Annotated in this window: 14 protein-coding genes and 1 pseudogene; 6 read left to right on the top strand and 9 right to left on the bottom strand. The window is 74.9% G+C overall.

All coding sequences use genetic code 11. From position 1 onward, the window contains the following. Positions 1–171: 171 nt before the first annotated feature. Positions 172–396, top strand: a pseudogene (locus tag ABD223_RS41740) (ATP-binding cassette domain-containing protein); the annotation flags it as partial. A 203-nt stretch (positions 397–599) separates the two neighbouring features. Here the strand turns inward: ABD223_RS41740 and ABD223_RS41735 are convergent. Then, positions 600–1,499, bottom strand: coding sequence for a glucosyl-3-phosphoglycerate synthase (locus tag ABD223_RS41735; RefSeq protein WP_344043579.1), 900 nt, complete (start codon positions 1,497–1,499; stop codon positions 600–602). Beyond that, positions 1,499–2,362: a dihydropteroate synthase gene (folP, locus tag ABD223_RS41730; protein ID WP_344043577.1), complete on the bottom strand. Its 864-nt coding sequence runs from the start codon at positions 2,360–2,362 to the stop codon at positions 1,499–1,501. The genes ABD223_RS41735 and folP overlap by 1 nt, the downstream gene beginning before the upstream one ends. 127 nt (positions 2,363–2,489) lie before the next feature. Here folP and ABD223_RS41725 point away from each other — a divergent pair, with 127 nt between their 5' ends. Genes ABD223_RS41725 through ABD223_RS41715 form a run of 3 tightly spaced genes read left to right on the top strand, consistent with a single transcriptional unit; the run spans position 2,490 to position 5,493 of the window. After that, positions 2,490–3,980, top strand: coding sequence for a CocE/NonD family hydrolase (locus ABD223_RS41725; protein WP_344043575.1), 1,491 nt, complete (start codon positions 2,490–2,492; stop codon positions 3,978–3,980). Between the two features lie 36 nt (positions 3,981–4,016). Continuing rightward, positions 4,017–4,457 (top strand): DUF3224 domain-containing protein, encoded by a 441-nt coding sequence (locus ABD223_RS41720; protein WP_344043573.1) that lies wholly within the window; start codon positions 4,017–4,019, stop codon positions 4,455–4,457. Then, entirely contained in the window at positions 4,450–5,493 is a 1,044-nt protein-coding gene (locus tag ABD223_RS41715) for a DNA glycosylase AlkZ-like family protein (protein WP_344043571.1), read from the top strand. Before ABD223_RS41720 ends, ABD223_RS41715 begins: the two co-directional genes overlap by 8 nt. A gap of 149 nt (positions 5,494–5,642) precedes the next feature. Here the strand turns inward: ABD223_RS41715 and ABD223_RS41710 are convergent, their stop codons facing one another. Next, the gene (locus ABD223_RS41710; protein WP_344043569.1) at positions 5,643–6,410 is read right to left on the bottom strand and encodes an LOG family protein; all 768 of its coding nucleotides are present in this window, start codon (positions 6,408–6,410) and stop codon (positions 5,643–5,645) included. Between the two features lie 27 nt (positions 6,411–6,437). After that, complete coding sequence (gene dapE, locus ABD223_RS41705) at positions 6,438–7,499, bottom strand: succinyl-diaminopimelate desuccinylase (RefSeq protein WP_344043567.1); 1,062 nt, start codon at positions 7,497–7,499, stop codon at positions 6,438–6,440. Between dapE and dapD the strand changes: the two genes are divergently transcribed. Further along, positions 7,498–8,496 carry a 2,3,4,5-tetrahydropyridine-2,6-dicarboxylate N-succinyltransferase gene (gene dapD / locus ABD223_RS41700; RefSeq protein ID WP_344043565.1) on the top strand — a complete coding sequence of 333 codons (999 nt, stop codon included), beginning with the start codon at positions 7,498–7,500 and terminating at the stop codon, positions 8,494–8,496. The genes dapE and dapD overlap by 2 nt on opposite strands. Positions 8,497–8,715: 219 nt before the next feature. Here dapD and dapC read toward each other — a convergent pair whose 3' ends face one another. After that, on the bottom strand, positions 8,716–9,801 hold the full coding sequence (gene dapC, locus ABD223_RS41695) for a succinyldiaminopimelate transaminase (RefSeq protein ID WP_344043563.1): 1,086 nt from the start codon (positions 9,799–9,801) through the stop codon (positions 8,716–8,718). Continuing rightward, positions 9,798–10,124 (bottom strand): ferredoxin, encoded by a 327-nt coding sequence (gene fdxA / locus ABD223_RS41690; RefSeq protein ID WP_033430540.1) that lies wholly within the window; start codon positions 10,122–10,124, stop codon positions 9,798–9,800. Before fdxA ends, dapC begins: the two co-directional genes overlap by 4 nt. 147 nt (positions 10,125–10,271) lie before the next feature. On the opposite strand from fdxA, the gene ABD223_RS41685 reads away from it, so the two are divergent. Continuing rightward, a complete protein-coding gene (locus ABD223_RS41685) occupies positions 10,272–11,093 on the top strand; it encodes a GNAT family N-acetyltransferase (RefSeq protein ID WP_344043561.1) in 822 nt (273 codons plus the stop codon). Here ABD223_RS41685 and ABD223_RS41680 read toward each other — a convergent pair. From ABD223_RS41680 to mshB, 3 genes are read right to left on the bottom strand one after another with little or no spacing between them, the layout of a single operon-like run. Next, positions 11,069–11,803, bottom strand: a complete 735-nt coding sequence (locus ABD223_RS41680; protein ID WP_344043559.1) for a hypothetical protein — start codon at positions 11,801–11,803, stop codon at positions 11,069–11,071. The genes ABD223_RS41685 and ABD223_RS41680 overlap by 25 nt on opposite strands. Then, the gene (locus ABD223_RS41675; RefSeq protein WP_344043558.1) at positions 11,784–12,176 is read right to left on the bottom strand and encodes a hypothetical protein; all 393 of its coding nucleotides are present in this window, start codon (positions 12,174–12,176) and stop codon (positions 11,784–11,786) included. The genes ABD223_RS41680 and ABD223_RS41675 overlap by 20 nt, the downstream gene beginning before the upstream one ends. Continuing rightward, positions 12,173–13,018 carry an N-acetyl-1-D-myo-inositol-2-amino-2-deoxy-alpha-D-glucopyranoside deacetylase gene (mshB, locus tag ABD223_RS41670; protein ID WP_344043556.1) on the bottom strand — a complete coding sequence of 282 codons (846 nt, stop codon included), beginning with the start codon at positions 13,016–13,018 and terminating at the stop codon, positions 12,173–12,175. Before mshB ends, ABD223_RS41675 begins: the two co-directional genes overlap by 4 nt. Positions 13,019–13,178: the final 160 nt, after the last annotated feature.

The raw sequence follows: 13,178 nt of genomic DNA, 5'->3' as shown, positions 1-13,178 counted from the left end.
GCCGGGGCGCGCGGTTCCGCGCGCCGGGTCCGGGAGGCGCTGGCCGCGCCCGCCGCCCCCGCGCCGCCGCCGCCCGACCTGCCGCGCGGGCGCGTCGGCCTCGTCGGACCCAACGGCGCGGGCAAGAGCACCTACCTGCGCGCGCTGGCCGCCCACCCCGGCGCGCTGGGCGTGCTCGACGACGCGCACGTGTTCCACGCGACCGCCGAGGCCAACGTGCGGCTGGCCCGGCCCGGCGCCGGCCGGGAGGACCTGGACCGGGTGGCCGCGCTGGTGGACCTGGACGTGCCGTGGGACACCCCGGTCGGCGCGGACGGCGACGCCCTGTCCGGCGGCCAGCGGCGGCGGCTGCTGCTGGCCCGCGCCCTGCTCGCCGAGCCCGACGTGCTGCTGCTCGACGAACCCGTCGAGGGCCTGCCCACCGGGCACGGCGACGCGGTGCTCGCCCGCGTCCTCGCGGACCGGGCGCCGGGCGGGCACGTCGTGCTGGTCACCCACCGGCTCGCGCCGCTGGTCGACTTCGACGAGGTCCTGGTGTTCGAGGACGGCCGCGTCACCCAGCGGGGCACGCACGCCGAACTGGTCGCCGCGCCCGGCTACTACCGGGACCGCTGGAGCACCGAGCGCATGGCCGGCCGGTCCTCCGCCGGCACCTCCACCGACGACGGCAGCCACTCGCCGTCGAACGGCAGGAACTGCGTCAGCGAAGCCGACGCGACCGGCACGCCGCACCGGCGCAACGCGGTGCCCGCGACCTGAGCCGCCATCGCGCCCAACTGCCGCAGGTCGCGGTTGCGGTGCTCCCGCACACCCAGGTTGACCTGCGCGATCCCGGCCAGGCCGTAGCGGGCGTGCGCGTCGAGCAGCAGCCCGATCTCCACGCCGTAGCCGGGCGCGAACGGCACCGACTCCAGGAACGCGCGCGTGCCCGCGTACTCGCCGCCCAGCGGCTGCACCACCCCGGCCAGCTCCGGGCGCAGCGCGTTGAGCAGCGGGCGGGCGGCCAGCTCGGTCACCCGCCCGCCGCCGGAGCCCGACCCGCCCAGCGGCCGCCGGTAGAAGCCCTTGACCAGGTGCACGTCCCGGGTCAGCAGCGGCCCCAGCAGCGCGGGCACGAACCCCGGGTCCGGGTCGACCAGGTCCGAGTCCAGGAACACCACCAGGTCGCCCGAGGTCGCCGCGAGCGAGCGCCACAGCACCTCGCCCTTGCCCGGCCGCGGCGGCAGGTCCGGCAGCACGTCCGAGCGGCGCACCACCCGCGCGCCGGCCGCGGCGGCCCGCGCGGCCGTGCCGTCGGTCGACCCGGAGTCCACCACGACCAGCTCGTCCACCAGGGACCCCACCAGCGGCCGCACCGCGGCCACCACGCCGCCGACGGTCGCCTCCTCGTCCAGCGCGGGCAGCACCACGCTCACCGCGCGACCGCCCTTGAGGGCCACCAGCTCCGGGACCGCCCACGGCGGGCGCTGCCAGGTGTTGGCCGCGAACCAGTCGAGCATCAGGCCAACGCCCTCAGCACCCGCGCGGGCGGGCGCGTGCCCGCGATGCTCGCCACCATCTCCAGCACCCGCCGCGTCTGCCGCACCTGGTGCGCCCGGAACACCTTCGCGCCCGTCCACGCCGCCACCGAGGTCGCCGCGAGCGTGCCGTCCACCCGGTCGCCCACCTCCGCGCCCAGCGCCTCGCCGACGAAGTCCTTGTTGGACAGCGCCATCAGCACCGGCCACCCGGTGGCCACCAGCTCGTCCAGCCGCCGCAGCAGCTCCAGGCCGTGCCAGGTGTTCTTGCCGAAGTCGTGCGTCGGGTCGATCAGCACGCCCTCCCGCGGCACGCCCAGCGCCACCACCCGCTCGGCGCGCTCCACCAGCTCCCCCGCCACCGCCGCCACCACGTCCCGGTAGCGCACGCGGTGCGGGTCGGTGCGCGGCGCCAGGCCGCCGGTGTGCGAGCAGACGATGCCGACGCCGAACTCGGCCGCCACCTCCGCCAGCCGCGGGTCCGCGCCGGCCCACGTGTCGTTGAGCAGGTCCGCGCCCGCGGCGCACACCGCGCGGCCCACCTCGTGCCGCCACGTGTCGACGCTGATCACCAGGTCCGGGTGCCGCTCGCGGACCGCCGCGACGAACGGCACCACCCGCCGCGCCTCCTCGGCCGCGTCCACCACCTCGCCCTTGGAGCCGGCCCGGACCCCGCCGATGTCGACGACGTCCGCGCCCTCGGCGACCGCCCGGTCCACCGCGGCCATGGCGGCGGTGTCGGTGAACGTCGCGCCCCGGTCGTAGAACGAGTCGCGCGTCCGGTTGACGATCGCCATCACCAGCGCGCGGTCGTGCGCGACCTCACGGGCACCGAACCGCAGCATGACCGCATCGTGCCACGCCCCACTCGCGCGTGATCCACGCCACACCACCGTGCTACTCGCCGGTACCCATGAGGTTTACTCACCGGTAACACCCTGCGTGATCCCGGTCACGGTCAAGGAGGACCACGTGCGCCGATCACTACCCCTGCTCCTCGCCGCCCTGCTCGCGCTGCTCCTCGCGCCGCCCGCCCAGGCCGCGACCGGCTTCCGGGCCTCCTACGAGACCATCCCCGGCGCGGGCGGCACCCCGCTCAAGGCGTTCGTGATCGAACCCACCGGGCGCGGCTCCGGCCCGTTCCCGCTGATCGTGCTGCCGTCCAGCTGGGGCCTGCCCAACCTGGAGTACGTCGGCGCGGCCGCCAAGCTCGCCCACGAGTCCGGCTACGTGGTCATCAGCTACACCAGCCGGGGCTTCCACGACTCCGGCGGCGAGATCGACGTGGCCGGCGCGGACACCGTCGCCGACGTCAGCCGGGTCATCGACTGGGGCGTCGCCGAGGCCGCCGGCGACCCCGCGCGCGTCGGCGTCGGCGGCATCTCCTACGGCGCGGGCCAGGCGCTGCTCGCCGCCGCCGCCGACCCCCGGGTCAAGGCGGTCGCCGCGCTGAGCACGTGGACCGACCTGGCCCGCTCCCTCTACCCGAACGAGACCGTCAGCGCGCAGGGCGTGGAGCTGCTGCTGGCCGCCGGCCACCTCACCGGCCGCCCCGGCCCGGTGCTGCGCGAGGCCGAGGCCGCCTACCGGCAGGGCCGGTTCGCCGACGTGCTGCCGATCTCACCGCCCCGCTCGCCCGCCACGCGCGTGTCGTCCATCAAGGCCGCCGTCATGATCGGCAACGCCTGGAACGACGGCCTGTTCCCACCCGGCCAGGTCACCGACTTCTTCACCGCGCTCACCGGGCCCAAGCGGCTCATGCTCTCCCCCGGCGACCACGCCACCGCCGAGCTGTTCGGCGCGGCCGGCCTGCCCAACGAGATCTGGGAGTCGGTCGGCCGCTGGTTCGACCACCACCTCAAGGGCGAGGCCAACGGCATCGACCGCGAGCAGCCCGTCCGGCTCAAGCCCAACAACGGCGGCGCCTGGCGGTCCTACCCCACGTGGGCGGCGGCCACCGCGCGCACCGAGGTGACACCGCTGGCCGCCGACCGCATCGGCGCGGTCCGGCCCACCCTCGCCGAGAGCGGCGCGGTCCTGCTGTCCGGCGCCCTCCAGGGCTTCTTCAAGATCCCCGTCGGCGTGTCCACCCCGCTGGTCGACCGCGGCGCCGCCGCCGTGTGGCACACCCCGGTGAGGTGGCTGCCGGTCACCGTCAGCGGCACGCCCCGCGCCCGCCTCACCGTCACCCCGAGCGCGCCCGCCACCACCCTCTACGCCTACCTGTACGAGGTGAACCCGCTGGGCCTGGGCGCGCTCGTCACGCACAAGCCCGTCACGCTGGCCGGCGCCGGGACCCGCGTGGTCGACCTCGCCCTGGAACCGGTGGTGTGGCAGGTCGGCGCGGGCAACCGGCTCGTGCTGGTCGTCGACGCCGTGGACGCCCGGTACGGCGGGACCAGCAGGGCCGGCGCGTCGGTGGCCTTCGGCGCGGACTCCTCGCTGACCGTGCCGCTCGGCTGACAGCGGTTGACAGGTATTCCTGCCAGGATCGCCGGCATGGAAGCGAAGTTCACGATCACCCGCTGGGACGAGACCACCTGGGACGACGCGGAGCCCAGGCTCGGCCGGGTGCTGGTCGGCAAGACCTACACGGGCGTCATGGAGGGCACGAGCACCGCCGAGCTGACCACCTGCCAACCGTCCGAGGAGCAGGCCGGGTACGTCGGCACGGAGCGGTTCACCGGCACGCTCGACGGCCGCGCCGGGTCGTTCGTCATGCAGCACGGCGGCGTGGTCTCCGCCGGCGGGGCGCGCAACTTCGGCCACGTCGTGCCCGGCTCCGGCACCGGCGAGCTGGCGGGCGTCGGCGGCAGCGTCCTGCTCGCGCACGAGCGGATCACCCTGGACGTCCGGTTCGGTGACGGCCGGCCCGGGGACGTCGAGCCCGGGAACGCCGAGACCGGGGACGTCCAGCTCGGGGACGTCCGGGGTGGCTGACCGCGAGCAGGTGATCGCCTACCGCGTCGCCGCCCACCAGTTCGACCGGACCACCACCGACCCCGCCCGGCTGCGCGTGTTCGACCTCGGGTTGCAGGACTCGGAGCGCTCCGCCGCGCCCGCCCTGGCGGCCCGGCTGGACACCGTGCCGCCGCTCGACGCCCACGTGCTCACGTGGAGCGTGCGGGGAGCGCCCCACTGGCACCGCGCGGAGGACGTCCCGGCGCTGGCCGCCCGGCTGTGGCCGCTGTCCGACGCCGACGCCGTGACCCGCGCGGGCCGGCCGCCGGTCGCCGAGGGCCTGCGGGTCCTGCGCGAGGTCGCCACCGCGCTGCGGGACGTGGTGACCGGGCCGATGCCCAAGGGCGAGGCGTCGGCCAGGCTCACGCCGCTCGTGCCGCCCGAGGTCACCGGCTGGTGCCGGGGCTGCGGCGCCACGCACGTGCACGACCCGGTGTTCCGGCTCGCCGCGCTGCCCGCCGGCCTCCGGTTCGACCCGGACGAGCGGGGCGTCGTGTTCGTGCCGCTGGAGGACCGCCGGGACGTGCCGGCGCGCGCCGAGGGCTTCGGCGACCTGGTCTCCGACTACCTGCGGCTGCACGGCCCCGCCGGGTACGCGGAGGTCGCCCACTACTTCGGCGCGCCCGTCCGCGACGTCAAGGAGGCCTGGCCGGACGACCTGGTGGCCGTGTCCAGGAAGGCGTGGCTGCCCGCCGACCGGGTCGAGGCGTTCGAGAACCCGCCCGAACCCGAGGTGGTGCGGCTGCTGCCGCCGCTGGACCCCTACCTCAACGCCCGCGACCGCGACCTGCTCGTGCCCGACAAGGACCACCAGAAGCAGGTGTGGCGCGTCCTCGGCCGGCGCGGCGCGCTGCTCGTGGACGGCGAGGTCCTGGGCACCTGGCAGGCCAAGGCGAGCGGGGCGCGGCTGGACGTGAAGGTGTCGCCGTTCGTGTCGCTGGACGTCGACGTGTTCGCCGGGGAAGCCGACCGCCTCGCCCGCGCCAGGGGCCTGGAGAGCGCCCGGATCGGCTGACCGCGCTCGCCTGACCGCGCCCGACTGATCGCGCCCGACCCGCGAGGCCGCGTCGGTCGTCCGCGATTCGTCCCCCGGTGATCACCCCCTTCGACCGCCGGGGGACCGGGCGCGAACGACCGCCCTCGCGGGCCGGCCCGCGCCACCGCTCAGTGCGCGTCGGCCCACGCCTGGTGCGCCTCGCGCACGATGCGGACCGCGTCGTCGACGTCGTCGGTCAGGTACAGCAGCTCGACGTCCTTCTCGCCCACCTTGCCGCCGCCCAGCACCGAGCCCTTCACCCAGTCGTACAGGCCCTGCCAGTACTCGCGGCCGAACAGCACCACCGGGAACTTGGTGACCTTCTTCGTCTGCACGAGGGTCAGCGCCTCGAACAGCTCGTCCAGCGTGCCGAAGCCGCCCGGCAGGCAGATGAACGCCTGCGAGTACTTGATGAACATGGTCTTGCGGACGAAGAAGTAGCGGAAGTTCACGCCCAGGTCGACCCACGGGTTCAGGCCCTGCTCGAACGGCAGCTCGATGCCGAGGCCGATGCTGAACCCGCCCGCCTCCGAGCAGCCCCGGTTCACCGCCTCCATCGCGCCCGGGCCGCCGCCGGTGATGCACGCGAAGCCCGCCTCGGCCAGCGCCCGGCCCAGCTCGCGGCCGACCTCGTACTCGGCGTGGCCGCGGGCGGTGCGGGCCGAGCCGAACACCGTCACCGCGCTCGGCACCTCGGCCAGCGCGCCGAAGCCCTCGACGAACTCGGCCTGGATGCGCAGCACCCGCCACGGGTCGGTGTGCACCCAGTCGCTGTGGCCGCGGGAGTCCAGCAGGCGCTGGTCGGTGGTCGTCAGCTCGTCGCGGCGCTCGCGGCGCAGGACGACCGGTCCGCGCTGCTTCTCCTTGGGGTGCTCGTCGACGCCGTTCTCGCTCATCGGCCGGAGTGTAGTGGGCCGGAGGGGCTAACCGAGGAAGCGGCGCAACACTTCAAGGCACTGTCGCACCTGGTTCACCGGGACGTTCTCCTGCCGCGTGTGCGCGAGGCTCGGGTCGCCCGGACCGAGGTTCACCGCGGGCATCCCGAGCGCCGCGAACCGGGCCACGTCGGTCCAGCCGAGCTTGGCCACGGGCGTGCCGCCGGCCGCCGCGACCAGCTCCCGGGTGATCGGGTGGGACAGGCCGGGCAGCGCGCCCGGCGACCGGTCGGTGACGGTCACCTCGTAGCCGTCGAACAGCTCCCGCAGGTGCTGCTCGGCCTGCTCCGGCGACCGGTCGGGGGCGAACCGGTGGTTGACCGTCAGCACCGCCTCGTCCGGCACCACGTTGCCGGCCACGCCACCGGAGACCCGCACCGCCTGGAGGCCCTCGCGGTAGTGGCAGCCGTCGATCTCGACGCGCCGCGGCTCGTGCGACTCCAGGCGGCGCAGGGCCTCGCCGAGGGCGTGGATCGCGTTCACGCCCATCCAGCCGCGGGCGGTGTGGGCGCGGGCGCCCCTCGCGCGCACCTCGACGCGCATGGTGCCCTGGCAGCCGGCCTCGATCACGGCGTTGGACGGCTCGCACACGATCGCCAGGTCGCCCCGCAGCCACTCGGGCAGCTCGCGCTCGACGCGGCCCAGGCCGTTGTGGACGGCCTCGATCTCCTCGCAGTCGTAGAACACGAAGGTCAGGTCGTGGCGCGGGTCCGGGGTGGTGGCGGCCAGGTGCAGCATCACCGCGTCGCCGCCCTTCATGTCCACCGTCCCGCAGCCGTGCAGGACGCCGTCGGCCAGGCGGGACGGCAGGTTGTCGTTGACCGGCACGGTGTCCAGGTGGCCGGCGAGGACGACCCTGCCCGGGCGGCCGAGGTCCGTGCGGGCCAGCACGGCGTTGCCGAGGCGGACCACCTCCAGCGCCGTCTGCTCCCGCAGGGACCGCTCCACCACGTCCGCGATGCGGGCCTCGTCGCGGGACACGCTGGGGATGTCCACCAGTGCGGCGGTCAGCTCGACGGGGTCGGCGGCGAGGTCCAGGGTGTCGGCCATGCGCCGCACGTTACCGTTGGCGCTCGTGAGCACCGCAGACACCACCGGCGCGTACGGCGTCGGACTCGCCACCGTCACCCCCTCCGGCGACGTGCTGGACACGTGGTTCCCCGCGCCGCGGCTGGGCGAGGCGACCGCCGGGCCCGCGCTGCTGTCCTCGGCCGAGGTCGCGGTCGAACTGGGCGAGGCGGCGGCCAAGCAGCTCGGCGCGGACGTCGAGCGCGACGTCGAGGTCGTCGGCGTCCGGGTCGGCATCGCCTCCCTGGCCGACGCGCCCACGTCGACCTACGACGTGTGGCTCCGGCTGCACCTGCTGTCGTCGCGCCTGGTCAAGCCGCACGGCGTCAACCTGGACGGCGTCTTCGGGCTGCTGAACAACGTGGTGTGGACGAACTTCGGGCCGTGCGCGGTCGAGGGCTTCGAGGGCGCCCGGCTGCGGCTGCGCTCGCGCGGGCCGGTCACCGTGTACGGCGTCGACAAGTTCCCGCGCATGGTCGACTACGTGGTGCCGACCGGCGTGCGGGTCGCGGACGCGGACCGCGTGCGCCTGGGCGCGCACCTGGCGCCCGGCACCACCGTCATGCACGAGGGCTTCGTGAACTTCAACGCGGGCACGCTCGGCGCGTCCATGGTGGAGGGGCGCATCTCGGCGGGCGTGGTCGTCGGCGACGGCACGGACGTGGGCGGCGGCGCGTCGATCATGGGCACCCTGTCGGGCGGCGGCAAGCAGGTCATCTCCGTCGGCGAGCGGTCCCTGATCGGCGCCAACGCGGGCCTGGGCATCTCCCTGGGCGACGACTGCGTGGTCGAGGCGGGCCTCTACATCACCGCCGGCACCAAGGTCACCGGCGCGGACGGCGCGGTGGTCAAGGCGGCCCAGCTCTCCGGCATGTCGAACCTGCTGTTCCTCCGCGACTCGACCACCGGCGTGGTCAAGGTCCTGCCGCGCAAGGGCACGGGCGTCGAGCTGAACGCCGCCCTGCACGCCAACGACTGACCGCTCCCCACTCGCGAGTGGCGAACTCACCGTCCCCGACCGGACGACACGCGATGCTCGACCGGACGACACGCAGTGCCTGACCGGACGACACGCGATGCTTGAGCGGAGGACACGCCGGGGTTCTGGTGGGAGACCCGGCGTGTCCTCCGGTGCGGTGTCGCGTGTCCTCCGGTCGGACATCGCGTGTCCTCCGGTGGGGCGCCGTGAAGGGCGCGGTCAGGTGGTCAGGCGGTCGGCGGCGGCGGCCACGCGTTCGTCCGTCGCGGTCAGGGCGATGCGGACGTGCCGGTCGCCGGTCGGGCCGTAGAACGTGCCGGGTGCGGCCAGGATGCCGCGCTCGGCCAGCCACGCCACCGTGTCCCACGCGTCCTCGCCGCGGGTCGACCACAGGTACAGGCCCGCCTCGGAGTGGTCCACGGTGAAACCGGCCCCGGTCAGCGCGGGCAGCAGCACGTCGCGCCGCGCCCGGTAGCGCTCACGCTGCGCCGCCACGTGCGCGTCGTCGGTCAGCGCCGCCGTCATGGCCTCCTGCACGGGCCGCGGCACGATCATGCCCGCGTGCTTGCGCACCTCCAGCAGGGCCTTCACCAGCGCCGGGTCGCCGGTCACGAACCCGGCCCGGTACCCGGCGAGGCAGGACGACTTCGACAGCGAGTGCACGGCCAGCACGCCCTCCGGCGAACCGCCGGACACCTCGGGCCGCAGCACCGACACCGGCTCCGCCGTCCACGGCAGCGTCAGGTAGCACTCGTCGGACGCGACGACCGCGCCCACCTCCCGCGCCTCCGCGACCGACCGCGCCAGCGACGCCGCCGACCGCACCCGACCGGTCGGGTTGGACGGCGAGTTCAGCCACACCAGGCGGGTGCCGGCGGGCGGCGCCTCGCCGTCGGCCAGCCGCACCGGCGTCGCGCCGGCCAGCTTCGCGCCCACCTCGTAGGTCGGGTAGGCCAGCGCCGGGATCGCGACCACGTCACCGGGGCCGAGGCCGAGCAGCGTCGGCAGCCAGGCCACCAGCTCCTTGGAGCCGATGGTCGGCAGCACCGCCGCCGGGTCGAGCCCGTCGACGCCGTGCCGCCGCGCCAGCGCCCCGACCGCGGCCTCGCGCAGCGCGGTGGTGCCGTGCGTGGTCGGGTAGCCCGGCTGGTCGGCGACCGAGCCGAGGGCACGCCGGACCACGTCGGGCACCGGGTCGACCGGCGTGCCGATGGACAGGTCGACCACGCCACCGGGGTGCGCGCGCGCCGCGGCGGCGTGGTCGGCCAGCGAGTCCCAGGGGAAGTCCGGGAGCCTCTTGGTCACTCGTGGGACGCCTGCGGCGGGAGAGCCTTGACGAACGCCGGGTCCGCGCTGACCTTGCCGACCTTCGAGGCGCCGCCGGGGGACCCCAGCTCGTCGAAGAAGTCCACGTTCGCCTTCGTGTACTCCTTCCACTCGTCCGGCACGTCGTCCTCGTAGTAGATGGCCTCGACGGGGCACACAGGCTCGCAAGCACCACAGTCGACGCACTCATCCGGGTGGATGTAGAGCATCCGGTCGCCTTCGTAGATGCAGTCGACGGGGCACTCTTCGATGCACGCCTTGTCGAGCACGTCCACGCACGGCTGGGCGATCACATAGGTCACTGCGCTCTCCTGCTTCTGTTCTGGTCCACACCGCGCAAGCCGGAGAGTACGCGGCGCGCTCGATTGTCCAACGCCCAGGCTTGCCTTATCAGCACCGTGCGCCAGGTCACACCTCACCCCTTGGTCCGTACGGGGGACGATGCCGGGGTGCGCGACATCACCGGGTTGGAGCAGCGCTGCGCCGAGGCGTGGCCGGCCGTGGTCGACGTGCCGCTCGGGCAGTGGCGGCTGCGGGCCGCGGGTGGTTTCACCGGACGCGCCAACAGCGCCCTGACCACGGGCGATCCGGGGGTGCCGGTGCCCGAGGCGCTCGACCTCGTGATCGACTTCGCCCGCCGCAACGCGATCGCGCCGGCCGCCCACGTGGTGGTCGGCTCACCGGCGGAGGGCGCGATCGGGGACGCCGGCTGGCGGGTCGACGAGGACCACCCGGGTGGCGCCGAGTCGCTCGTGATGACCGGCGGGCTCGCCGGCTTCGCCACCCCGAAGCACGCTCAGACGTCCCAAGGGGTGGTCGTCACGGCCGAGCCCCTTCCCGGCTGGTGGGAACTGGCGGCGCAACCGGACCCCACGCCCGCCCAGCGGCACGTGCTCACCACGGGCGCGGTGGGTTTCGGCGCGGTCGTGGCAGGCGGCACGGCGGCGGACGACGCGATGGCGGACGGCACGGCGGCGGACGGCACGGTGGCAGGCGGCGCGATGGCAGGCGGCACGGTGCTGGCCACCGTGCGCGGCGCCGTGGTCGGGGACCTGCTGCACGTCGCCCGGCTCGCGGTGCGGCCGTCGGCCCGCCGCCGGGGGCTGGCGCGGCTGCTGATGGGCGGCTTGGCCGCGTGGGGCGTCGAACGGGGCGCGACGCGCTGCGCGCTCCAGGTGGCCGAGCACAACGAGGCCGCGATCGCGCTGTACGGGTCGCTGGGGTGCGTCGAGCACCACCGCTACCGCTACTGGGCGCCGAACCACTCGTAGGCGGCCGCGCGGACCCTCTTCAGCGCCGACCGCTCACCCAGGTAGTCGCCGAGGACCCCGACCACGGGCAACATGCCCAGCGCCTGGTGGTACAGCCGGCCCTGGGGCCGCTTGTCCAGCTCGTCCTCCAGCCGCCACAGCACCTTGGCGAGCTTCCAGATCGTCGCGCCGATGGCCTTGAACGTGGACCGCTCGGGCTTCAGCTCCGCGGTCAGCTCGCGGGTCCGGCGGTCCTCGTCCTCGACGGGTTCCACGGCGCGGCCGTCGACCTCGCGCTGGAACAGCACGTGCGCCAGCAGCCGCACCCGGTCCTCGGTCGAGGTGAGCCCGCGCTCGCCCGCCATCGCCGACAGCAGCAGCCCCTGCCCGGCCGCGCCCAGCGTCGACTGGATCGGCAGCCGGTCGGCCAGCGCGCCGCCGACGCCGGGGATCGCGGCCAGCAGCGACAGCAGCCTGCCGAGCCGGTTGAGCCACCACTCGTCGCGCTGCGGCACGTCCATCCGCGCCCACCCGGCCGTGCCGGGCACCTTCACCTGCGCCAGCCGGTCCCACAGCTTGTCGACCAGCCGCCGGTCGGCGTCGCGCTCCACCTCGCGGTCGCGCAGGCCGAGCAGGTTGGCCTCGCGCAGGGTGTCCAGCAGCGGGCCCGTGGCGCGCACGAACGGCCGCAACGCCCGCACCACGTCCCGATCAGTGATCGCTTCCGCCACCGGCCCGCCTCCCCACGAAAGCACCCACGGCGACGGCGCTGGGCAGCACGCCGCCGGCGAACAGCACCAGGGTGCGCCAGTCGTTGAGGAGCAAAACGTCGCCACCCGGCCCGAGCAGCCCGAACAGCAGCAGCGTCGCCACCCACACCAGCAGCGGCGACGCCGCGCCGCTCGTGCGCCGCGCGTACTGGGAGGCGATGCGGACCAGGAGCGGGGTGGTCACGACCGCCAGCACCACCGCGATCGGGAACGGCCAGTCGTGCACGCGCGGCAGCAGGGTGCCGTCCAGCCTCAGCGGCAGGAAGAACAGCTCCAGCACCGCCAGCACGAAGGCCGCGGCGGCGATCCCGACCAGCGCCAGGCGGTCGGTCAATCCAGCCCCCCGAACAGGTCCGTGCCCGCGCCCTCGGCGGGCCCCTCGGCGAGCACGTAGTGCTCGGTGTGCACGACGGGCTGGGCGATGCCGTTGGACAGCGCGTAGGACGCGCAGCCCGTGCCGTCCTGCCACACGCCGACCTGGGTGGAGTGGGCGCGCAGCGCCCGCAGCTTGGCCACCAGGTGCTCGGAGACGTCCACCACCGTGGTGATCACCTCGTCGTCGGTGACCGGCAGCTCGCCGTCCTCGGGCAGCCGCCACGGCAGGTCGGCCAGCCCGGCCAGCCGCGCCACGCCCTCGGCGGTCGCGGCGCGCGAGGTGACGGTGTGGAACAGGCGGTCCACGTCCGAGGAGGCGACGGCGGCGGTGGTGATCTCGTGCGCCCGGATGTGGTCCGGGTGCCCGTACCCGCCGAACGCGTCGTAGGTGACCACGACCTGCGGCTTGACCGAGGCGATGATCTCCGACAGCTCGGCGACCTGCTCGTCGACCGGGCCCCGGACGAACGCGCGCGGGTGGTCGTTGGCCTCGACGCCCGCCATGCCGGAGTCGCGCCAGCGGCCCATGCCGCCGAGGAACCGGTGGTCGGTCACGCCCAGGGCGGCGCAGGCGGAGCGCAGCTCCGCGACCCGGTAACCGCCGAGCTGGTCGGCGGCGTCCGCGGCCAGGTTCCGCAACGCGGGCGGGATGACCTCGCCCTCCTCGCCGAGGGTGCAGGTGACCACGGTGACGTGCACGCCCAGGGACGAGTAGCGGGCGATGGTGCCGCCCGTCCACAGGCTCTCGTCGTCCGGGTGTGCGTGTACCAGCAGCAACCGTGGTGGTGCAGTCAGCGTCACCGGATCAGAGTAAAGCCCCGGTGTGACGACGCCGCCGGGAGGCTGTGTTGATGGCCGCTGCTCTGTGTTGATGGCCGCTGCTCCGCAGGCGGCGGCGAGACCGCCTGGAAGTCGGCGGCTCACGGCCGATCCGCCGGCGATCGAAGTGCGTGATCGCCGG

The sequence above is a fragment of the Saccharothrix xinjiangensis genome (assembly GCF_039527585.1).
GTDB classification, from domain to species: Bacteria; Actinomycetota; Actinomycetes; order Mycobacteriales; family Pseudonocardiaceae; genus Actinosynnema; species Actinosynnema xinjiangensis.
The sequence above is the reverse complement of the archived record's forward strand: the minus strand, read 5'-3'. Positions and strand labels throughout refer to the sequence as shown.

Bases quoted from the DNA above. Each gene is read 5' to 3' on its own strand.
- folP (WP_344043577.1), bottom strand. From the start codon at position 2,362: ATGCTGCGGTTCGGTGCCCGTGAGGTCGCGCACGACCGCGCGCTGGTG.
- ABD223_RS41710 (WP_344043569.1), bottom strand. From the start codon at position 6,410: ATGAGCGAGAACGGCGTCGACGAGCACCCCAAGGAGAAGCAGCGCGGA.
- dapD (WP_344043565.1), top strand. From the start codon at position 7,498: ATGCGCCGCACGTTACCGTTGGCGCTCGTGAGCACCGCAGACACCACC.
- dapE (WP_344043567.1), bottom strand. From the start codon at position 7,499: ATGGCCGACACCCTGGACCTCGCCGCCGACCCCGTCGAGCTGACCGCC.
- ABD223_RS41735 (WP_344043579.1), bottom strand. From the start codon at position 1,499: ATGCTCGACTGGTTCGCGGCCAACACCTGGCAGCGCCCGCCGTGGGCG.
- ABD223_RS41720 (WP_344043573.1), top strand. From the start codon at position 4,017: ATGGAAGCGAAGTTCACGATCACCCGCTGGGACGAGACCACCTGGGAC.